This window comes from Pseudazoarcus sp. NS20 (assembly GCF_059703745.1).
The window spans coordinates 221,508-241,515 of the sequence record NZ_BAAKIY010000004.1 but is presented as its reverse complement, the minus strand read 5'-3'; the positions used below and the strand labels follow the sequence as shown (position 1 = coordinate 241,515).

Sequence of the window (20,008 nt, the reverse complement as noted above, 5' to 3'; positions counted from 1 at the left end):
ACCATGCACCGCCTTGTACTGCCCGGCGACGGCACCGAGTTCACCCACTGGCGCGAAGCCGCCAGATCCCTCTGGGCGGCGCAGCGAGCACCGGACGAGGTGGAATGGCTTACGGAAGCGGAGCAATCTCGGCACCCCGATCTCTTCGCTTCCAGCGGCTCTCCGGCGGGCGCGGCCGCAGGCTTGCCCACTCCCGCGGCGGCGCCGTTGACGGTGCCACGCTGGTGGCCGAAGCAGGCCGAATGCTGCCTGTTGCACAGCAGCCGAGAACGTTTCGGCCTGCTGTATCGCTCGCTGTGGCGCATGCAGCATGACCTGGGTTTGCGCCACGACCCGCTGGATGCCGACCACCTGCGCATGCAGCGCCTGTGCAATGCCGTGCGCCGCGAGATCCACAAGGTGCATGCCTTCGTACGTTTCCGCCCCATGCCGCTTGCCGAGGAAGCCGAAGACGGCAGCGGGCCATTGCACGTGGCCTGGATCGAACCCGAACATCACGTAATGCACGCAGCAGCGCCGTTTTTCGTGCGACGTTTCACCAACATGCGCTGGGCGCTGATGACGCCACAATGCTCGCTGCGCTGGTGGCCGCAGGCCCCTGACGTGGCCGCGCTGGCTGGGCACGGCATCACGTCGGCCAACGCACTGCGGCCATGGGCCACCCGACCGGGCGTGCTGAGCTGGGGGCCGGGAGGAAAGCCTTCCGATGCGCCACCGCCGGACGCTGGCGAAGCGCTGTGGCTGACGTATTACGCGCACATCTTCAACCCGGCGCGCCTCAAGCTCAACGCCATGCGCAAGGAAATGCCCCGTAAGTACTGGGCCAACCTGCCGGAGGCGCAGCTCATCGACCCCTTGATCCAAGCCGCGCAAAGCCGCACCGGCACCATGCTGACCAGTGCCCCCTCGACGCCGCGGCGCAGGCTGCCGCACCCGCCCGATCGTCAGACAACACGCACCCCGCAATAAAGAGGCCCGCTTCACGCGGGCCTTTTCATCACATCAACAAAGGCGCAGCACGCCGTCCGGCTTCACACCCGCTCGAAGATCACCGACAGGCCCTGCCCGCCGCCGATGCACAGCGTAACCAAGGCGTAGCGGCCATTAACGCGATGCAGCTCGTGCAGCGCCTTGGTGGTAATGGCCGCGCCGGTGGCGCCGACCGGGTGTCCCAGCGCCACCGCACCGCCATTCGGGTTGGTCTTGGCCGGGTCGAGCCCAAGGCCCTTGATGACGGTCAGCGCTTGCACCGCAAAGGCCTCGTTCGACTCGATCACGTCGATCTGGTCCAGACTCAGCCCGGCGCGCTTGAGCACGATTTTGGTGGCGGGAATCGGCCCCTCACCCATCACCTCGTTCGGAACACCGGCAACGGCATAGGCCACCACACGGGCCATCGGTTTGTAGCCCGCCTTGACCGCTGCATCGGCCGCAGCCAGCACCAGGAACGAGGCGCCATCGTTGATGCCCGACGCGTTGCCGGCAGTCACCGAGCCATCTTTCTTGAAGGCCGGACGCATCTTGGCCAACGCCTCGACGGTGGTATCTGGCTTGCAGTGCTCGTCGGTGTCGAACACCGTCTCGCCTTTACGCGACTTGAGCACGATCGGGACGATCTGCCCCTTGAAACGCCCCTCGGCAATCGCCACGCCGGCGCGCCGGTGCGATTCGGCGGCGAAGGCATCCTGCTCTTCACGCGTGATGCCCCATTTTTCGGCCAGATTCTCGGCGGTGATGCCCATGTGCCCGACACCGAACGGATCGGTAAGCACCGACACCATGGCATCGATCAGCGTGGTGTCGCCCATGCGGGCTCCGTTGCGCATGGCTGGCGCCAGATAGGCCCCCCGTGACATCACCTCCACCCCGCCGCCGATGCCGAAATCGCAGTCGCCTAGCATGATCGACTGCGCGGTGGACACGATGCCCTGCAACCCGGATGAGCACAGGCGGTTAACCGTCATCGCCACCGAATCCATCGGCAAACCGGCCTGCACGGCCGCCACCCGCGCAACGTAGGCATAACGGCTTTCGGTCGGGATGCAATTGCCCACGGAAATGTAGTTGATCAATTGCGGATCGACGCCGGAGCGCCCAACCGCTTCCTTCATCACCACCCCAGCAAGGTCGGCCGGCTCCATCGAACTGAGCGAACCACCGAAACCACCGATCGCCGAGCGCACCGCGCTCAGCACCACAACATCACGTATTGCCATCTCACACCCCCAAGAGTCGTTTAACGGCCCGCCCATCCCGCAATGGTCAGCAAGGTCAGAATCAACACATACAACACCAGCACACGCCAGATCATGCGCGCAACGCGCAGCATCTGGTCAACATCCACCGCCGCGCCCAGCCCCAGTTCGGGCCGGTCGAGCACTTCACCCGCCTGATGCACCGGCATGCCCAGCCTCAGCCCCAGCGCACCGCCGCCGGCCGCCAGCACGATGCCCGCAGCCCGCCCCGACCACAGGCCGGCCTGCGTACGCCAGCAATACAGCGCATCCTCGAAATTGCCGATGACCGAAAACGCCACCGCGGTGAGACGCGCGGGGATGGCGTCCATCACCTCCCACGCCTTGTCGGCAAACTCGCCGAATGCCGTCTCGCCGTCCGCACGCTGCGCACCGCAACCGCCACGGAACTGGCGCGCTAGGCGATACATCACCACGCCCGCCGGGCCGGGGAGAATGACGAACCAGAACAGCACGCCATAGATGCCGCGATGCGCCGTCAGCAGCGCGTGCTCCACGGTGAGGCGCGCGACTTCGCCGGATGCCGCGCCAGCCGGGTCACGCCCGGTCCATTCAGCCAGGCGCTGTGAAGCCACCTCGGTTTCTTCGTCGGCCAGGGCGCGCTGGATGTCGGTGAACATGCTCTCGTCGCGGCGAAACCCGAGCGCCAGATACAGCACCCCCGCACTGAAGACGAACGCCAACAGCGGGTGGATGTACATCAGCAGGAAATGAAGAAGGAGCGTGAGCACGCCCCCCAGACCAATCACCAACAACCACGCCAGCCGTCCATTGGCAAAGCTGCCATCGTCGTACAAATCGCGGCTGCGGGCGCACACCCGGCTCAATGCATCATCCACCGCAGCATGTTGTTGAAGCGGCCGGATTTGCTCCACCAGGAGCGCCAGAATCAGTGCGAAGAGTGTCATTACAATGCCATTTGCTGCAGTGCAGCTAACCGCCCCAACATATCATAAAAGCACCGCGCCAACCGGCGCTGCGCGCTCAGGGCTGATGCAGGAAACGCTGGAGTGACACGAGGATGGCGGCAGTCGTTCCCCAGATGTCGCGCCCCTCGTACGGCATCGAGTACACCCTGCGTGGCCGCCCCTGATACTCCGTATCCACCAGCAGGTGATTGGACGAATCCATCAGGAAGCTGAACGGCACCTCGAACGACTCCGCCACCTCCAGCGCATCGAGCTGCAACTCGAACGGCGGATGCACCAGCGCCACCACCGGCGTCACTCGAAAGCCGGTGCGCGAGAAATACTCCGGCAAGGCCCCGAGCACCTCCAGCCGGTCGGCCGTCAAACCGACCTCCTCTTCCGTCTCGCGCATGGCTGCCATCACGGGCGACTCGTCACTCTCTTCGATGCGCCCGCCCGGAAAACATATCTGGCCCGGATGGTGCTTGAGATGCTCCGCGCGACGCGTCAGCAACACCGACAGCCCCTCGTCACGAACCACCAACGGAATGAGCACCGCCGCCGCAACGGAAGAGGGAGAAACCATCTCGGACGATGCATCGACTGCATCGCACGTACGACTGAGGAAATATTCCCTGAGTGTCTCGGAATTCATATTGACGCTGCCTCGCAGGGCCTTAAACTGAAACCGCTAATATTGCGACGCACAAATTCAGTGCAAACCGCCTTGAATCGCCTTCCAGACATGACATCAAGAAGCATCACGCCCCCCAGCCGCCTGTCCGGTTGCTGCACTACAACTAGAATTCATTCCAAGCTGTGCCGCCTCGAAACCTCTCCGCTGACACTGCCTCGGCAGGGTGGAATTTTAACCCGATCCAGCTCCTCCCGAAGGGCCCCCGGCAGTGCCGGCTTCACGCTGATCGAACTCATGATCGTGGTGGTGGTGGTGGCCGTCCTGGCAGCCATCGCCCTGCCCGCCTATCAAAACTACGTCACGCGCAGCCGTGCCACGTCAGCCGGTGCCGACCTTGTAGCGCTTGGCCTCAACGTCGAAAACTACTATCAGAAGCGCCTTACCTACCCCGAAAACGCCACCCCCGACGCCGACTGGAACGGTGGCTGGAGTCCTGCGATGGGCGACTTCTTCAACTACGGCTCGTCATTCGATGCCGACCGCTACACCCTGACCGCCACGGGCCGAGGAGCCATGAATGGCTGCACCGTCACACTGGTTACGCTGCACCAAGGCGGCTCAACCCGCGCTTCCACCACCGCCTGCCGCCTGAGGAACAACGCATGGTGAGTGCGGCCCGTGGCGTCACGCTGATCGAATTGATGACGGTCATCCTCATCATGTCGATTCTCATCGCCCTCGGTGTCCCTCTGACGTCTCGGTGGATTCACAGTGCACATGTGGCCGACAGCTACAGCCTGCTGATGCAAGGGTATGACCAGACCAGAGCCGTGGCACTGCGTAATCCGACCGGAGCAATCGACAACATCAACGCAGCGGCCGGCATGAAACTCGTAGCCGGCAATACGCTCTACGTGTGCCGCGGCAACCCTTCCGACGAGGCGTGTGATGCAGGCGGCGGTGCCGTTGCCTGGTCAGCCGATCTCGCACGCGGGCACGGCGTGGCAATCACGATCGGCGACAGCACCGACGCCACTCTTTCGCTGAACAGCACGGGGATTGCGCTTAACACCCCCAGCGAACGAACGTACCGCGTCAGCAAAGGGGCTGAGGCCCGCGAAGGACGACTCGAATGAATCCATTTCCCCAAAAGCGCTGCCAAAAAGGCGACGCCATGCTTGAAGCACTGATCGGCGTTGTACTGATGGCCGTCATCGGTCTGGGGCTCGCGCACACCTCTGCACGCTCGATCAACAGCCAACGCTATCTGAATGCGCAAAATCTCGCCGTGACCGAAATTCGCGGGCAGTTGCAGCACCAATCGGATCTCTGCAACTCTGAGACCATTGCCGTTCCGATTGCCGGCCGCACGGTGGACTTCGTACCGGCCTGCAATTCCGAGACCGTCACGTTGAGCTATTCGATCAACGGCTTGGCTCCGGCACCGTCGATCGACGTCCAGACATTGTCTTCACTCAGCTCAAACAACTCGGACAACAGCCGCGAGTTGTTCGGTGGCGACGGCACCGTGGTGATTTCGCTGCAATGACCCGGAGCTCACGCCAAACCCAGTCCGGCGTCTCGCTGATTGGCCTGATGGTAGGTCTCATCCTGTCCATGCTGGTCGTGCTCGCCATGCTCTCGGTGTATCGCATCAGCGTGCGCGTCTCGGTGGATGCCACGCAAAGCGCTCAGTTAACCGGGCAACTGAGCACAGGCCTGCTGGGCGCGCAAATGCGTCTGCAAGGGGCGGGTTTCCGGGTCGTCGACCCCGGCTACAGCACCTCGCTTCTCGTACTAGCCGAAGCCACTTTGAACGACCAAATCCTGTCCGGCACCCAGCAGGACACCCTACCGGCCAGCGGCAACGCCGTAATTTGGCGGGAAGGGGAGCGCTGCAGCGGCTTGCTGGCTGACGGAGCGAACCTGTTCTTTCTAGCGAGCACCGAGAACTGTACCAACACCAGCGCTGCCATTGACACGCTTACCTGGACGTCCACCTCCCGACTCGTCGGCGAAGCCGGCGGAGACAACCGCACAACGATCGAAGTCATCGCCAACGAGGGAGAGTGCCGCCCCTTCGGTGTCACCGAAAGCAGTGGCCGTTTCAGCGTAACGCTCAACGTCCGCTATCTCACCCGTGACGGCGATCTCGACAACGCCCGTCCGTCGGTGCCGGCAACCGTCTGCCTGCCGAATTTCCCTCCCGCCACTTCTTCGACGTGAGCCCCAGCATGCGCAAGTTCCGCCAGACCCGCCCAGCAATGCGCAAATATCAGCAAGGCATCGCCACGATTCTGATCGTAGTGTTCGCCGGCGCGGCACTGACGGCCACCACCCTGGGCACGATGTACCGGATTCGCGGCGCGCAGGAGCAATCGGTAGCACTACAAGCACAGACTCAAGCCCAGATTCGCGCCTGGACCGGGGCGGAGTTGCTGCGCAAACACCTCGCGCAGGAGCAGGCGGACGGACGCTTCGAAACGCTGGTGGAAACGCTCAGAACGCACTTCCAGACTGCGGACGTCGTGACCGGCATTACACCTCAGTACGTCCAGATCGCCTTGCAGCAATCGGACGGCGCCGAAATACCCGGCATCGAAGTGCGCCTCACTGGCGTTGACTCGGCCAGCGATCTGATTGAAGCCAGCATTACCGGCATTACCGAAGAAGGCAACCGCTCAGAAGCCCGCACCACCTTGAATGTCGTCTACGGCGTCGTCGTCACCGATGACGAAACAGAAGTCGGAGTTAATCCACCTGCCCCCTGCGTTGCCCAACCCCGCGCCGCCGTCGTATTCAGAGGGGACGTTAACTACACCGGCGGAGGCTTGGATGTGGTCAACAGCCGCGGGAACATGACGAACGTCGCCGTAGATGGAAAGCTCTCGATCAGCAATGCCAGCATGGCGGGGCTCTCAGGCTGCACAAAAGACGACGTCTCACTGTCAGGTGGGGGCATAGCGCCCAACACGGCTTTATGGTCGGAGGGCAACATCACCGTGGGATCAGGCATGAGCCAGCCCAACAATGTCAGCATTTGGGCTCGCAATTTCACCACGGTTCAGGGAGGAACCTATCAAACGGTGCAAGCTGGCGCCTTCAACTCAGAAGTAGTTGACGTGGCGAATAGCGAAGTCGTTGGCAATACCATCACCGGAGGCACGCTCAAGGGCTCCACGATCCACCCCCGCCCGAGCAACACTCTGCTGATCACCCTAACGAGCGGAAGTCGCATTGCCTTGCCCCTAAGTGAAGAGGCTATTGACACCGATAGCGGCATAGTGTCGCCGGGAAGCCGCGCGCAACGCCTCTCTGGGCAGGGCTCGCTGCCTACTCGGTTTCGGCTGCGTTACACCGGCATAGATGGGGGCACACTGGAGATGCCTGAGGGGACGGCCAACACGTTCTGGGGTAACAACATACGTTTTTCCGGTTGGTCAAATACCCGAGCAGATCACCTCTACGCCTACGGCAACGTCATCGCAAACTCGTCACGCACCACAATTGGCACCCTCCGCGCTGGCGGCAACATGAGCGTCAGTTCATGGACCACGCCTACGATTACCAGTGGGCAAATCGGAGGGACTTACTCTCAGCCCGGCTCAGGCCTTCCAAACATCCAGCAAAACGTCAGCCCTCCACCGTGGTCCAGCCTTCCGGGGCGCCCGTACTGCGACACAAACGTAGACGCAATAGACGTCGACCCACTACGCGATAGCGCCAACTACGTGTTCTATTTCGACGGCAACACGCCGATGCTCAAAATTCAGAACGTCACCCGGCGAGACAATGGTGTCAGCATCGACGGCACCTACAACCTTGCCACGGCAGATCTGAGATACATCGGTGGAACGGAATTCATGCAGTGCGGCAACTGGGCAGGCGATACCCGCTGCTTCAGTTCTGCCACCCCTGCCAGCGGATGGTCCTTCCTCGCATACCGGTTTCCTGGCGGAATTTTCTGGTTTGATGGGAATACCACCCTGACTGCAAACTCAGGCAATCAACCGTTTTACGGCGCCATCCTCTCAACGGGCAATGTCACGCTCGGTAACTCGGGGGGTAACAAGAACGTCATTGCGCCCAATCGCGCAACGACGGCCCAGCTTTGCGGCTCCAGTTTCCGCCCTGACAATCTGTGCGCCAGTAACTCCGCATTCCAAACCTGGACAGATGCCAACGGCACGGTTCGCACCGGCATGCCGATCGGCAACATCGCACTCATGGCCGAAGGCGGCTTGAACTCTCAAGGCTGGACCATCCGCGGAACGGTCTCACTCGGCGGCAGCCTTGCAGTGGGTAGTGCCAGAACGACCATCTACGGCCCGATTACCGTCGGCGCCAACTCTCGCAGTCCGACCACAGTCGGCCAAGGGGGCCTTACCGTCATCATGGACGGCGTGACTGACGACCAGCTCTACACCCCCGGCGTCTGCACACCAAACGACGGCGGCGGCACCCCGAACGAATCCACGCCCTCAAGCGTTCGGATCATGTGGAGCCGGTACCAGTAACACATCACGTGAGAACAAGACGGCCTTGACGCACGTTCCCCGCCGCTGATCGGCCGTCACAACACGCTTGTCGTCTCCGGCTATCGCTGTCTCTCGACGCGCTTTAGGCTGGTCGCATGAAAAAGTGCATCGGATTCACGCTCGTCGAACTGCTCATCACGCTGGCCGTAGCGGCGGTGCTGCTCGGCATCGCCGTGCCTTCATTCAATAACTATCTGGCCGCATATCGACTGACGACGCTGACCAATGACTTGATCAGTGCCGTGCATCTGACCCGCTCGGAAGCCATACGCCTCAACCGCAATGCCACGCTGTGCCGTACCGCCACCAGTGGAGATACGACATGTGCCGGCGCGGGCAATACTGCGTGGGCACACTGGATATCGCGACACAACACCGTCAGCAGAAGCGGATCGCCCGCAAACCAGGGCTCAGCGTTCAGCGTTACCAGCACTCTGACCAATGATGCGCTCAGCTTCGGCCCCAACGGCCTACCGGCGAATGCGGGCCTTCTGGTGGCTTGCACAACTGCCGCCATCAGAGAAAATCGGAGGGAAATCACCATCGGCCTAGGTAACCGCGTGTCCATGCAGCGTGTTACAGGAAACTGCCCATGACACCCCGCCGCGCCTATCGTTACCTCCGCAACTCGCCCATCTATAGCCAGGGCATTACCCTTCTGGAAGTGTTGATTGCCGTCCTGGTGCTGTCCTTGGGGCTGCTTGGACTTGCCGGGTTGCAAATGAGCGCGCTACGCAACAACGAAAGTTCCTTGCAGCGCAGCATGGCAGTCATCGAAAGCTACAGCATCGTCGACGCCATGCGTGTCGATCTCACAAATGCACGGAACGGCGCTTTCAATATCGCCCTCGACGACGACCCAACATCAGGCACGTTTGCCGGCAACCAGCTTGATGATTGGCGCACCCGTCTGGCCACCCTGCTAGGCCCAACGGCCACAGGCTCCGTCAACTGTGCCGGGACCTCATGTACGGTTGTCGTTCGCTGGAACGACCAACGTGGCACGAGTGGCGCGGCAGACCAAACCATTACCACGCAGATTGAACTATGAAGACACTGCGGCGGCAGCCAAGGCTCGCAAACGGTTTCACGCTGATCGAGATGATGATCTCGGTCACGCTTGGGGTGATCCTCATTGGCGGCATCATCTCGGTGGTAGTCGCCAATGGGCAGGCCTACCGCACCAATGAAGGCTTGTCTCAGATACAAGAAAGCTCGCGCACGGCATTTGAACTGCTTGCCCGAGACATTCGCGAGGCAGGCGCCACAGGCTGCGGAAACGGTGACCGCATCGCGAGCACCCTCAACAATACAGGCACGTGGTGGCAAGCCCCCTGGACCGGAGTCAGAGGCTACGACGGCGCCACCGCGTCACCCAATGCTGTCTTCGGAAACGGCGTTGCACAGCGTGTAGCAGGCACGGACGCCCTGATGCTTCAAGGCATCGTCGGCAACGGTTTGACCATAGACAACCATGACCCGACGTCCGCCGTTATCAAGATCAATCAGCCGACGACAACTTTCACGAACAACGACATTCTGGTCGTGTGTGACACCAGCCATGCCACGATTTTTCAGGTCACCAACTACAACGCCTCAAACGTGACCGTCGCCCACAACACCGGAACCGGCACAGTAGGCAATTGCTCGAAAGGCCTCGGCTTCCCGACAGATTGTTCTTCCACTAACGGCAACACCTACAAGTTTGGCCGAAACGCCCAAATCGCTTCGTTGTATGTAGTCACTTGGTACATCGGCAACAACGGCCGCCCAGGTGAAGGCGGCCGCTCTTTGTACCGGACCCGCCTCGGCTCATCAGCAGGATCAATCACGGAAGAGATCGTCCCCGGTATCACAAACGTGGCCTTCACCTTCCGTCCAAACGACTCTGCAGCCACACTCACCGCCACGCCCGCCAACTGGAATGAGGTCACGGCAGTACAGATCAGACTCACCACTCAAAGCACCGATGCACGCGTCACAACCGCTTCTGATGAAAACGACGGGCGTCTGGAGCGTGATTTCAGCAGCATTATTGGCCTCCGGAACCGACTGCCATGAACCCGTTGCCACAACAAACAGCGCAGCGCGGCGTCGCGTTGATCATTGCTTTGGTACTGCTGGTAGTCATCACACTGATGGGACTGGCCGGCATGCAAAACACGACACTACAGGAACGCATGAGCGGCAACATGTATGACCGCTCCCTCGCGATGCAGGCTGCCGAAGCCGCGTTGCGCGCCGCAGAGGCGGCCATTTCAGCCAACGCCAACGTTGGAATCGACTGCACGGATGAAGGCGCCAACCTGTGCACCACCATTCCTGACGACACTTTCACCGGCACCAGCGGTAGCTGGACAGCAGTCGGCGCAACATATGTCGTGAATGAGGGATCGTCCATCGGCAGCGCGCAGTATCACATCCAGATAGTCAATGATGCGGCCATCGCCGATGAGCTTGGCGAGACCAGCAGCGCCAACAATAAGCAGTATGGCTCCGGCGCAGGCGCGCCCACCGAGCGCTTCTACCGTGTCACTGCCCGCAGTCATGACCCCACGGTTGCCAATAGCGATACGCGCTCGATTGTCGTCCTGCAGACAACTGTCCGACGAGCCATTTGAGCCCCGGGAGACCGACCATGCAAACCCTTCGCCTCCTTACCCCTGCAATCTGCGCACTCAGCCTCGGGCTCACCGTGCCCCTGATGCCGGGCACGGCGCAGGCTCAACAGGTATCGCAAATCCCACTGCACGTTCGCGGCAGCATACCCGGCAATCTTGCTCTAACGCCGTCGGTCGAGTTCCCGACCATCAACAGCGTCGCCAACTTGGGCGACTACAGCGAAAATACTGTTTATGCTGGCTATTTCGACTCCGGAAAGTGTTACCAGTATCACTACAGCATCACCGAAGCGGAACGGCATTTTTACCCTATCGAACGCACTACCACTCGTCGCTGCACGAACAGCGCAGCCCCTTGGAGCGGTAACTTCCTCAACTGGGCAGCCACGCAAACAATTGACCCGTTTCGCAAGGCGCTTACCGGGGGCCTGCGCGTACGTGACGACAGCACCGATACGGCGACAACACGGCTCAGCGGCACATGGCTGGAAAAAGCTCGTCATGACGGTCAAGGCGGAACAGGATATTTTCCAAATCGCCGGCTGCCTGCCAGCGGCACATCAAGCAACGCTCTAACCCGCAGCACCCCTTTCACCAGCAATAACTACATGCGCATGCGTGTCGAAGGGCTGGGTAACAAGATGCGCTTTCGTATCGGTAACGACGACATCAACTCGTCCGTCCGTCCCTACAACCCTCTGAATACGGCGGGCACCGAAAGCGCATGCACTGACCGAGGCTGCGAAGTCACCGTTCGCGTGCGCGTGTGCGTTCCCGGCCTGCTGGAACCGAACTGCAAACAATACGGATCAGCATCGAAGCCTGAAGGGACTCTGCAAGAGTATTCCGGCGAGATGCGCTATGCCGCCTTCAGCTACCTCAACGACAACAGCGCGACGCGTGACGGGGGTGTGCTGCGCGCGCCCATGAAATACATAGGCCCCACCATGCCGGGGACAGGAGGTGCAGTAATTAACCCGAATCGCGAATGGAGTGCCACGACGGGGGTATTGATTCGAGATCCGGACAGCAATGCACCTGCCAGTGGATACAGCGGTGTAATCAACTACCTCAACCGGTTCGGCCAGCAGTACGAAAACAACAACAAGAACTTCGACCCCGTAAGCGAACTGTATTACACCGCATTGCGTTATTTCCGCAACATCGGCCCAGTGGCGGCTTACAGCAGCGGATATTCCGCAGAGCAAGCCGATGGTTTTCCGGTCATCACAAACTGGAGCGATCCCGTACAGCTTTGGTGCCAGAGCAATGTCATCCTCGGTATCGGCGATATCTACTCGCACCGGGACAAGAACCTTCCCGGCAGTTCCTGCGGGGACGGGGAGCCCGGCATGCCTGCCGAGGTCTCCGCCGACACCGCGCTGGATGTGGTTGCCATGAGCAACGCAGTTGGAGCGATGGAGGGTATCGGGAACATCGGCGACCGTTGTGACGCCTTCACTGGTCGCTACAACTCAGCCCATATAGCCGGCATGGCCTGGTTCGCGCGCTCGCGTGACATTCGGAGCGATCTGAGCGGCGGCCGCACCACCATTTCAACCTATTGGGTCGACGTATTGGAAGGGCAGTCGCTCGAAGGCATGGCCCGCAATCAATACGCGCTCGCGGCCAAGTACGGAGGTGCCCGACTGCCGGTTGATTTCGACGCCACCACCTGGGGCAATACGGCCCTGCCGGAAGCATGGTGGCACACCAACGGGGAAACCCTGACGCCGTTCGGTAGCGCAGGCAACGGTCAGGCTTCTTTCAAGCGACCGGATAATTTTTATACGGCCGGGCGAGCCGAATCCATGGTTCAAAGCCTTACCGCTGCATTCGCGAGCGTTGCCAGCGCTCAGGTGGGCTCGGGCTCATCGCTGGCCACCAGCTCTACCAAACTCGACGCCAGCACCCGCAGCTACCAAGCACAGTTCGTTAGCGGCTCCTGGTATGGCGAATTGAAATCCTATTCACTTGACAACGTCACTGGTCGCTTGATTGAGCCGCCAATCTGGACCGCGAGCAATCAGCTTCCTCAATGGGATCAACGCAACATCCGCTTCAATGACCCCAATAGCTCGCAGTTCAAGCTGTTTACTTGGGCCAACTTGAATACATCTCAGCGAAGCATCTTGGTCAACGAAAACGCCGTAAATTACATTCGCGGTCAGCGCGCCAATGAAATTCCAAACGGCACCTTGCGCACGCGCACAGGGATTCTAGGTGACATCGTGCACTCACAACCGGTGTTCGTAGGTCAGCCCACGCCTCTGCTGTATTTCGGCACACAGTTCGCCGGCGCTGCTCAATATGCCAACTTCGTTAACACCCAAGCGAACCGCACCCCCATCGTATATGTGGGCGCCAATGACGGGATGCTGCACGGCTTCAACGCTAATACCGGGGTGGAAACCTTCGCCTTCATTCCAAACATGGCGATCAACTCAAATCTACATAGCTATACGCAGAGCGACTATTCGCACAAGTTCTTTGTCGACGGCGAACTTACCGTTGCGGACATCTACGACACCCGAGGCGCCGGCCGCTGGCGCACCATTCTGGTCGGCTCCATGGGCCGAGGCGGCCCGGGACTGTTTGCGCTGGATGTAACCGACCCAAGCAATGTCACATTTCTCTGGGAGAAAACACACACATCCAGTACTGAGCTAGCCAGCCTTGGCCGCAATATCGGCAAGCCAATCATCGCGCAGGTTGCAGATGGTGATTGGCGCGTCATCCTCGGTAACGGGGCCGATAACACAGGTGGCAGTGCTGACCTGATCATGATTCGCGTCACGGATGGTGCAGAAAGACGCGTACCAACTGGAGCCTCTGGCGGCAACGGATTGTCAGCTGTCTATACGTTGGACAGCAATTCCGACGGTTTCATCGACACCGCGTATGCCGGTGATATGCACGGCAACCTCTGGCGCTTCAACAACTTGGCAGGCACTCCGTCTGTCACGAGAATATTCACAGCTCAAAGCGGCGGTGGTACTGCACAACCCATCACTGCCGCGCCGCTGTCAATCGTCAACCCTGAAAACTCGCAGCGTTGGATTTTCTTCGGTACGGGGCGCTACCTGAACAATGGAGACACGACCAACACCGACGTGCAAACGTGGTATGGGCTGATTGATTCGGGCGCGACGACCAGCGGACCATTGATCAATGGTCACAGCGATCTCGTGAAACGAGACATTCTGGCAGAAGGAATAGTCAATGACTTCGCGGCCCGAGTGATCGAAGAAGGCTCCAGCAGCGACCTGAACGGTAAGTCCGGTTGGTTCATTGACTTGGTCTCTCCAGTCACGGGAGCCCTAGGAGAACGGATGGTCGTCCCGAATTTCATGCAAGGCGACGTCCTGATCGGCACCAGCCGCACCCCTGATTCGACCGACATCTGCCGCCCGTCCGGAACAGGCTTTGTCATGGCAATCAACCCATTCACGGGAGCCCGACTCGACCGCACGTTCTTTGACCTTTCACTTGACAGCGCTTTCAATCAAGCCGATCAGCTTTTAGTTGATGGCGTGTACATGGACGTTTCTGGGGTCGGCTTCGTCAGCGCGCCGAACAACCCGGTTTTTATCGAGAACGTGATGCAAACCAGTCTCGACGACGGCTCGGTGAGCACTTTACTTACCTCCGGCACTTCCATCACATCTCGTCGCACCTCGTGGCGTGAAATGCTCAGGAATTAAAACCATGACTTCACGCCTTACGTCTAGCTCACCGTCACTCCGCAGAGGTGCTGGTTTCAGCCTGCTGGAACTTATGATAGTTCTGGTGATTGTTGGGATCATCACCGCCATCGCATTCCCGGCATATCAGACTCATGTCGTAAAGACTTACCGTGCTGCAGCTAAAGCGTGCGTCATGGAGCACGCTCAGTTTCTCGAACGCTTCTACACAACACGCATGACGTACGTCGGAGCTGCACCAGCCTTGGGCTGCAGCACAACAGGGAATCTGAACGCGCGCTATGCGATTGCCGCCAGCAACCTGAGTGCTAGCACCTACACGATTACGGCCATCCCCATCGGCCCTCAACTGCAGCGTGACACCCTGTGCGGCACGTTGGCTCTGAATCAAGCCGGCACACGCACAGAAAGCGGCAGCGGTAACGTTTCCGACTGTTGGTGATCAGTCGCAGTCCCGCTTCCGCTCAATCCGCACACGGCCGGAAGCACTCACGATCAATGCGCGCGTGCCCCGCCCGCTGCACACGCTGATCGTACCCATCTGAAGCGCACCAGCCACAGTACGCGTTGTACCTGACGGCAGATACGAAACATAGCGTGCCAACGTCCCGTTTCCGGTCGCTAGCAGACCCTGCGGCGGTGTCTGCACTGAACGGATCAGAACTTCATTCTCCTCACGCTGCGCATTGCCATTCGGATCGGCAAAAACTACCCAACCATCACTCCAGTCGGCTAACGCAGAGCAAGTCTGGCCATCTTCGCTGACACACGCAGTCACCCTCATACCGCGCCTAATGGCCTCTGACCTAGCCAGCCTGAAATCGCCGTATAAGGCATTGGAGAAGGTTGTCAGGCGGTGGTTATCTAAAGCACTGCTAAATGTAGGCACCGCCATGCTCAGCAGAACCACCGCTACACAACCCGCCATCATCAACTCAATCAAAGTCGAGCCACACTCCTGTATCGAATGAACGTATTTCACATGGCCACCGAAATAACAATGTCATTTTAAATTATTCATTAATCATTATTTTAAGTAAACAAAACCCGCATTGCTGCTTGCACAATGCGGGCATATAGATCTTGCGTTATGACTATTCGGACGCTTACTTCACCGCCAGACGCCCCTCATTCCCCACGCAAATCCCAGCTGATGCGTACATTCAAGCGGTGGCTGCGGTTATTGGTTTCGAAGTCGCGCTCGCCGATAGGCTTGGCGTATTCCACCCGCAGTCGGTAGGTTTTCCCTCGGCTGATTTCCACTCCCAGGGCAACCGAAGCCAGCTCGTGACTGACCCGGCTGTCGTTGAAGCGCGTTCGTGCGCCGTCAAGTACGAGATAGGGTTCGACTTGGCTCAACCAACTCCACCCGGTCGGTTGGATACGCCGCAGTTCGATCTCGCCGGCGATGCCCCGGTCACCTACGCCCTGGCTGGAGCCATACCCCCGACCGAACTTCGCGGCCCCATAGTTACCTTGCTCGGGCGATGGCAAACTGTCGCCCGACCAGAAGCCATCCAGACGGGTCGTGAGGCGCCAACGTGGGGACAAGGCTTCGATCCAGGCTGCCTGCATGGAGACGCGCGTGAAGTCGAGATCGACATCAAGATCTGTCCAATCTCCGCAGGCCATGCCAACACACGCCCGAGCACGACTGACACGGCTCCAACCTACCCCTTGGCGGACGCCTGCGCCGAGCTCCAGCAGGCGACGCTGGCCGAGGCGGCGATAGCGAGTGTTGAGTTCGGCAGCGGAATACGAAACCTCTTGCTCGATGCCGGTGCGAACCGGTTGCTGATACACCAGATCACTGCGCTGCCGGTGATGCGTGAACGCCCCACCGACATGCCAGAAGCCCGTCGAGGCGAGCCACAACGGGTACTCGAGCCCGATACGGTAACGGTCGGTGCGCTGCTCTTGCTCGCCGTCAGACAGAGCAACGCCACCGAAGGCGATGTCATCAAGGGGCTCGTTGGCATCGTAACGACTGGCCGCGAGAGAGACTTTCAACCCCTCGTCGCCAATATCCTGCTCGTACTCGATGGCGTAGAAGCGGTCATCCCCCTCGAGGGGCCACAGCCCAGCCGCCGTGAGCCGCTCTGCCTGCGAAGTGTTCGACTGGAGCGCGATGCTGCCAAGCACCTGATAGTCGTTGTCGTCTCCGCCGTCGAGTGACATCGTCGGAGAGACTCGCTGCACACGCCGCTCTTCGACACGCAGGGTTGTAGCCCCGGAGTGCGTGCGCGGCACCGGCGCCCGTATGCTCAGCTCTGCCCCCGGAATACGTTCGATCAAGGCGGTGTAGCGCTCGAAGGTGGCGCGCGTGAGCGGGCGCTCCCCCACCATTTTTTGCGCAAGCCGTTCGACCCGGCGCGCCACGGGTGATGAGTCGACTGCTATCTCCGTGCGTGCAATGAAGCCCTCGACCAGAACGATGACCACCACACCATCGACGTAATTGCCCGATGGCAGATAGGCGAACGACAGCGGGTAGCCCGCGTCCTGGTAACGCTGGGTGATGGCTTGAACTGCCGCGGCGATGTCGGCCGGCGCAACCCGCTTCCCGACCATCGGCGCCAGATCACGCGCCAGATCTTCAAGGGGGAAGACGGTACCCCCCTGAAAGCGAATGTGCTTAACCTCAACCATGTCACGACCGGCTTCGCCCTCCAGCTGCTCTGGAAGCGTCACTTCAGCACCCCGGGTGTCGCCGGGCAACAGGCGATCAGGCTGGTCGGCGGGAGCAGCGGGGTGCTGTTCGTCCGCTACGCGGGGTACATCACGCGCCATCACTTGAGCAGAAGTAATGGCCACGCACACGGCCCCCAGCAGGGCCGTAACTTCATGTCGGGTTGCTCGCATTCAGATCAGTTCCGAGTAGGCACACGCGAATTCTTGGCAGGGGCGGACACCCGCCCCTGCATTGGAACTGCTTCCGGGCGTTGCGCCCGAGGCTTACCGGGAACTGCGGGGACGCAACGCGCCGAGCAGATGGCCGGCGAGTTGGTCTACGACATTGGTGGTGCCATCAACCACGGTATTGACCGTTCCGGTCACCGGGGTGAGATGGTTGCCGGTGACTTTATCGACGGTGCCGGTCAGGCCGACCACCACGCCGTCAACCTTGTCGCCCAGCGTAGCGCCGCTGAGCAGATCACCAGCATTTCCGAGGAGCTTGCCGGTCAAACCATCGACTACATCGGTGGCTCCGTCAACGATCACGAAGGCTCCGCCGGTGACAGGAGAAATGGCGCCTTTGGTCGGCGTATCGGCTGCATCGAGAACACTGCCCACAAGGCAGTCGATACCGTTTCCAAGCGTGCCGCAAGCAGCGTTGCCGCCGCCTCCAGCGGTCACCAGCGTGCCCGAGGTGGTCAGCAACTGACCTACGCCACCGGCCAGGTCACCGCCTTCAGACAACAGCGGCAAACCCTCGGTCTTGCCATCGACGCCCATCAACACACCGCCCACATTGCTCAGCACCTGATCCAGGACAGGGCCAATGATCAAGGCATCACCCAAGTATTGGGTGGTCCCTTCCACATTGGCGAGCACCGGCCGTACAGCCATTGTGAGCTTGCCGGTCAGACCGGAAAGGTGCCCCTGCTCATCGGTGAAGGTCAGCGTAAGGGTGTCACCGAGCATGGAGGTTTTCATGCCCAGCGCGGAAACCGTTGCGCCCAGTTTGGTGACAACGCCGGTGGCATCGTCGAGTTGAACGAGCACCGGCAACTCACTCAACGCGGCCACGGTGTCGCCCACCGCGCCTACGCCTCGGCCTGCGTCACTCACTGCGCCACCTACCCCGCCCACAGTCACGCCCAGAGCGTTGTCGTTGGTGCGGTACATTCCCAGCCCGTCGTGCAAGCCCTTTGCGAGCGAATTGACAGCGAAGCCGGCATGCGTGATCACTGCTCCGGTTCCACTGGTGACGCTGTTGCCAAGCAGTGGCAGAGACTGCTGGCTGATCGCATCACCCAAGCGGGCAACGGTACCTCCCACTCCATCCGTGATATTTGCCGTTTCCTGCACCACTCCCTCGATCCCGGTAGCACTTGCAACCCGGCCGCCATCACCATTTCCGCCTCCGCCCCCCGTATCCACACCCGACGACGCCGAGCGGGTCGAGCCACCACTACCACTGCACCCCACCAATGCGAGCGCCATGATCACGGCTGCGGCTAGCGTTGTGTTTTGCGATCTCATGGTTTTATCTCCTTTATTTTCAGGCACATGAAAACCGAACTCGCATGAACGAAGCACTTCGACGAGCTCAAGCGGCCACCTGTCCATCCTAGTAGAGGCATCCCGTGGAGATAAATTAAATATTTCTATAGAATATTTTACAATGCGATATGAATTTCGTGGATCACGGTCACGGACCTCCATCCATTCGCACAACGCCCCGAGATCCCAGCAAAACCCTCACGGGGGCTTATGCGCCGGGCCCAACAATGCAAAAGGCCGTCCCCCCTTTCGGGAACGGCCTTTTGTAATTTCAACCAACGGGCGAAACGCTTACTCGCGGAAATTACCGAACTGCAGTGGAAGATCAGTGACGTCTTTCTTCACCAGCGCGATGGCCTCTTGCAGCACATCACGTTTGGCCCCGCTCACGCGCACGGCCTCACCCTGGATAGCCGCCTGCACCTTTAGCTTGCTGTCTTTCAGGATGCGTGCGATCTTCTTGGACGCTTCCTGCTCGATGCCGACGCGCACCTTGAGCTCCTGCTTGGCCTTGTTGCCGCCAACCTTCTCGACCTTGCCGTGCTCGAGGCACCGCACGTCGATCTTCTTGCCGGTCATCTCGGGCAGCAGGATGGCCATCATCTGATCCAGCTGGAAGTCGTTGTCACCGTGCAGCGTCAGCAGCTTCTCGGCCTGCTCGATGCGGGCATCGGTGCCTTTGAAGTCGTAGCGGTTGGTGATCTTGCGGTTGGCCACGTCGACGGCGTTCTTCAGCGCGACGAGGTCGACCTCTGAGGTGATGTCAAACGACGGCATGGCGCCCCCTTCAGCCGTAATGGCAGATGTAGTGGAAAGCCTCGGTCACTTCGATGTCGAAGCTCGAATCGCCCGGGATGCTGAACATCTCGCCGGCCGAGCAGGTCTTCCATTCGCTCTCGCCCTTGAGCAGGTAACGGCAGCTACCTGCCACGCACTCCATGACTTCGGGCTTGCCGGTGCCGAAATTGAGCTTGGCCGGCAGCACCACGCCAACCGATTTGTGCACGCCGTCGGCGGTGATGAAGTTGTGGCTGACGCACTTGCCGTCGAAATACACGTTGGCGGCAGTCTGGAGTTCGACGTTGGAATACTTCTCGGTGATGCTCATGTGAATCCTT

At 60.3% G+C, this 20,008-nt stretch carries 20 protein-coding genes; 12 read left to right on the top strand and 8 right to left on the bottom strand.

Annotated features, from left to right (window positions below):
- Nucleotides 1-3 precede the first annotated feature (3 nt).
- Nucleotides 4-969 carry a TIGR03915 family putative DNA repair protein gene (locus AC6H0W_RS12880; protein WP_497577584.1) on the top strand — a complete coding sequence of 322 codons (966 nt, stop codon included), beginning with the start codon at nt 4-6 and terminating at the stop codon, nt 967-969.
- A gap of 62 nt (nt 970-1,031) precedes the next feature.
- Here the strand turns inward: AC6H0W_RS12880 and AC6H0W_RS12875 are convergent, their stop codons facing one another.
- The 3 genes from AC6H0W_RS12875 to AC6H0W_RS12865 form a co-directional block, all read right to left on the bottom strand.
- Nucleotides 1,032-2,216 (bottom strand): acetyl-CoA C-acyltransferase family protein, encoded by a 1,185-nt coding sequence (locus AC6H0W_RS12875; protein ID WP_497577583.1) that lies wholly within the window; start codon nt 2,214-2,216, stop codon nt 1,032-1,034.
- A gap of 20 nt (nt 2,217-2,236) precedes the next feature.
- Nucleotides 2,237-3,163, bottom strand: coding sequence for a CobD/CbiB family protein (locus tag AC6H0W_RS12870; RefSeq protein WP_497577582.1), 927 nt, complete (start codon nt 3,161-3,163; stop codon nt 2,237-2,239).
- Between the two features lie 76 nt (nt 3,164-3,239).
- Complete coding sequence (locus AC6H0W_RS12865; RefSeq protein ID WP_497577581.1) at nt 3,240-3,818, bottom strand: CoA pyrophosphatase; 579 nt, start codon at nt 3,816-3,818, stop codon at nt 3,240-3,242.
- 276 nt (nt 3,819-4,094) lie between these two features.
- Between AC6H0W_RS12865 and AC6H0W_RS12860 the strand changes: the two genes are divergently transcribed.
- From AC6H0W_RS12860 to AC6H0W_RS12810, 11 genes are all read left to right on the top strand, one after another.
- Entirely contained in the window at nt 4,095-4,469 is a 375-nt protein-coding gene (locus tag AC6H0W_RS12860) for a type IV pilin protein (RefSeq protein WP_497577580.1), read from the top strand.
- Entirely contained in the window at nt 4,463-4,936 is a 474-nt protein-coding gene (locus AC6H0W_RS12855) for a pilus assembly FimT family protein (RefSeq protein WP_497577579.1), read from the top strand. The genes AC6H0W_RS12860 and AC6H0W_RS12855 overlap by 7 nt, the downstream gene beginning before the upstream one ends.
- A 38-nt stretch (nt 4,937-4,974) precedes the next feature.
- Nucleotides 4,975-5,349, top strand: a complete 375-nt coding sequence (locus AC6H0W_RS12850; protein WP_497577578.1) for a hypothetical protein — start codon at nt 4,975-4,977, stop codon at nt 5,347-5,349.
- Nucleotides 5,346-6,026, top strand: coding sequence for a PilW family protein (locus tag AC6H0W_RS12845; protein WP_497577577.1), 681 nt, complete (start codon nt 5,346-5,348; stop codon nt 6,024-6,026). Before AC6H0W_RS12850 ends, AC6H0W_RS12845 begins: the two co-directional genes overlap by 4 nt.
- Nucleotides 6,027-6,034: 8 nt before the next feature.
- Nucleotides 6,035-8,317, top strand: a complete 2,283-nt coding sequence (locus AC6H0W_RS12840) for a hypothetical protein (RefSeq protein ID WP_497577576.1) — start codon at nt 6,035-6,037, stop codon at nt 8,315-8,317.
- Nucleotides 8,318-8,433: 116 nt separating this feature from the next.
- The gene (locus AC6H0W_RS12835; RefSeq protein ID WP_497577575.1) at nt 8,434-8,934 is read left to right on the top strand and encodes a GspH/FimT family pseudopilin; all 501 of its coding nucleotides are present in this window, start codon (nt 8,434-8,436) and stop codon (nt 8,932-8,934) included.
- Complete coding sequence (locus tag AC6H0W_RS12830; RefSeq protein ID WP_497577574.1) at nt 8,931-9,389, top strand: prepilin-type N-terminal cleavage/methylation domain-containing protein; 459 nt, start codon at nt 8,931-8,933, stop codon at nt 9,387-9,389. The genes AC6H0W_RS12835 and AC6H0W_RS12830 overlap by 4 nt, the downstream gene beginning before the upstream one ends.
- Nucleotides 9,386-10,399, top strand: a complete 1,014-nt coding sequence (locus AC6H0W_RS12825; protein WP_497577573.1) for a prepilin-type N-terminal cleavage/methylation domain-containing protein — start codon at nt 9,386-9,388, stop codon at nt 10,397-10,399. The genes AC6H0W_RS12830 and AC6H0W_RS12825 overlap by 4 nt, the downstream gene beginning before the upstream one ends.
- Nucleotides 10,396-10,959, top strand: a complete 564-nt coding sequence (locus AC6H0W_RS12820; protein WP_497577572.1) for a pilus assembly PilX family protein — start codon at nt 10,396-10,398, stop codon at nt 10,957-10,959. The genes AC6H0W_RS12825 and AC6H0W_RS12820 overlap by 4 nt, the downstream gene beginning before the upstream one ends.
- Nucleotides 10,960-10,976: 17 nt before the next feature.
- Complete coding sequence (locus AC6H0W_RS12815; protein WP_497577571.1) at nt 10,977-14,663, top strand: pilus assembly protein; 3,687 nt, start codon at nt 10,977-10,979, stop codon at nt 14,661-14,663.
- 4 nt (nt 14,664-14,667) lie between these two features.
- Nucleotides 14,668-15,105: a type IV pilin protein gene (locus AC6H0W_RS12810; RefSeq protein ID WP_497577570.1), complete on the top strand. Its 438-nt coding sequence runs from the start codon at nt 14,668-14,670 to the stop codon at nt 15,103-15,105.
- Here AC6H0W_RS12810 and AC6H0W_RS12805 read toward each other — a convergent pair whose 3' ends face one another.
- From AC6H0W_RS12805 to ppnP, 5 genes are all read right to left on the bottom strand, one after another.
- Nucleotides 15,106-15,558, bottom strand: a complete 453-nt coding sequence (locus tag AC6H0W_RS12805; RefSeq protein ID WP_497577844.1) for a GspH/FimT family protein — start codon at nt 15,556-15,558, stop codon at nt 15,106-15,108. It lies immediately after the preceding gene.
- A gap of 233 nt (nt 15,559-15,791) precedes the next feature.
- The gene (locus AC6H0W_RS12800) at nt 15,792-17,525 is read right to left on the bottom strand and encodes a ShlB/FhaC/HecB family hemolysin secretion/activation protein (protein ID WP_497577569.1); all 1,734 of its coding nucleotides are present in this window, start codon (nt 17,523-17,525) and stop codon (nt 15,792-15,794) included.
- 93 nt (nt 17,526-17,618) lie between these two features.
- The gene (locus AC6H0W_RS12795; protein WP_497577568.1) at nt 17,619-18,869 is read right to left on the bottom strand and encodes a collagen-like triple helix repeat-containing protein; all 1,251 of its coding nucleotides are present in this window, start codon (nt 18,867-18,869) and stop codon (nt 17,619-17,621) included.
- Between the two features lie 312 nt (nt 18,870-19,181).
- On the bottom strand, nt 19,182-19,667 hold the full coding sequence (locus AC6H0W_RS12790; RefSeq protein ID WP_497577567.1) for a YajQ family cyclic di-GMP-binding protein: 486 nt from the start codon (nt 19,665-19,667) through the stop codon (nt 19,182-19,184).
- Between the two features lie 10 nt (nt 19,668-19,677).
- A complete protein-coding gene (ppnP, locus tag AC6H0W_RS12785) occupies nt 19,678-19,998 on the bottom strand; it encodes a pyrimidine/purine nucleoside phosphorylase (protein WP_497577566.1) in 321 nt (106 codons plus the stop codon).
- Nucleotides 19,999-20,008: the final 10 nt, after the last annotated feature.

Coding starts and splice junctions, on each gene's coding strand:
- AC6H0W_RS12880 (WP_497577584.1), top strand. CDS start 4: ATGCACCGCCTTGTACTGCCCGGCGACGGCACCGAGTTCACCCACTGG.
- AC6H0W_RS12875 (WP_497577583.1), bottom strand. CDS start 2,216: ATGGCAATACGTGATGTTGTGGTGCTGAGCGCGGTGCGCTCGGCGATC.
- AC6H0W_RS12870 (WP_497577582.1), bottom strand. CDS start 3,163: ATGACACTCTTCGCACTGATTCTGGCGCTCCTGGTGGAGCAAATCCGG.
- AC6H0W_RS12865 (WP_497577581.1), bottom strand. CDS start 3,818: ATGAATTCCGAGACACTCAGGGAATATTTCCTCAGTCGTACGTGCGAT.
- AC6H0W_RS12860 (WP_497577580.1), top strand. CDS start 4,095: ATGATCGTGGTGGTGGTGGTGGCCGTCCTGGCAGCCATCGCCCTGCCC.
- AC6H0W_RS12855 (WP_497577579.1), top strand. CDS start 4,463: ATGGTGAGTGCGGCCCGTGGCGTCACGCTGATCGAATTGATGACGGTC.
- AC6H0W_RS12850 (WP_497577578.1), top strand. CDS start 4,975: ATGCTTGAAGCACTGATCGGCGTTGTACTGATGGCCGTCATCGGTCTG.
- AC6H0W_RS12845 (WP_497577577.1), top strand. CDS start 5,346: ATGACCCGGAGCTCACGCCAAACCCAGTCCGGCGTCTCGCTGATTGGC.
- AC6H0W_RS12840 (WP_497577576.1), top strand. CDS start 6,035: ATGCGCAAGTTCCGCCAGACCCGCCCAGCAATGCGCAAATATCAGCAA.
- AC6H0W_RS12835 (WP_497577575.1), top strand. CDS start 8,434: ATGAAAAAGTGCATCGGATTCACGCTCGTCGAACTGCTCATCACGCTG.
- AC6H0W_RS12830 (WP_497577574.1), top strand. CDS start 8,931: ATGACACCCCGCCGCGCCTATCGTTACCTCCGCAACTCGCCCATCTAT.
- AC6H0W_RS12825 (WP_497577573.1), top strand. CDS start 9,386: ATGAAGACACTGCGGCGGCAGCCAAGGCTCGCAAACGGTTTCACGCTG.
- AC6H0W_RS12820 (WP_497577572.1), top strand. CDS start 10,396: ATGAACCCGTTGCCACAACAAACAGCGCAGCGCGGCGTCGCGTTGATC.
- AC6H0W_RS12815 (WP_497577571.1), top strand. CDS start 10,977: ATGCAAACCCTTCGCCTCCTTACCCCTGCAATCTGCGCACTCAGCCTC.
- AC6H0W_RS12810 (WP_497577570.1), top strand. CDS start 14,668: ATGACTTCACGCCTTACGTCTAGCTCACCGTCACTCCGCAGAGGTGCT.
- AC6H0W_RS12805 (WP_497577844.1), bottom strand. CDS start 15,558: ATGGCGGTGCCTACATTTAGCAGTGCTTTAGATAACCACCGCCTGACA.
- AC6H0W_RS12800 (WP_497577569.1), bottom strand. CDS start 17,525: ATGCGAGCAACCCGACATGAAGTTACGGCCCTGCTGGGGGCCGTGTGC.
- AC6H0W_RS12795 (WP_497577568.1), bottom strand. CDS start 18,869: ATGAGATCGCAAAACACAACGCTAGCCGCAGCCGTGATCATGGCGCTC.
- AC6H0W_RS12790 (WP_497577567.1), bottom strand. CDS start 19,667: ATGCCGTCGTTTGACATCACCTCAGAGGTCGACCTCGTCGCGCTGAAG.
- ppnP (WP_497577566.1), bottom strand. CDS start 19,998: ATGAGCATCACCGAGAAGTATTCCAACGTCGAACTCCAGACTGCCGCC.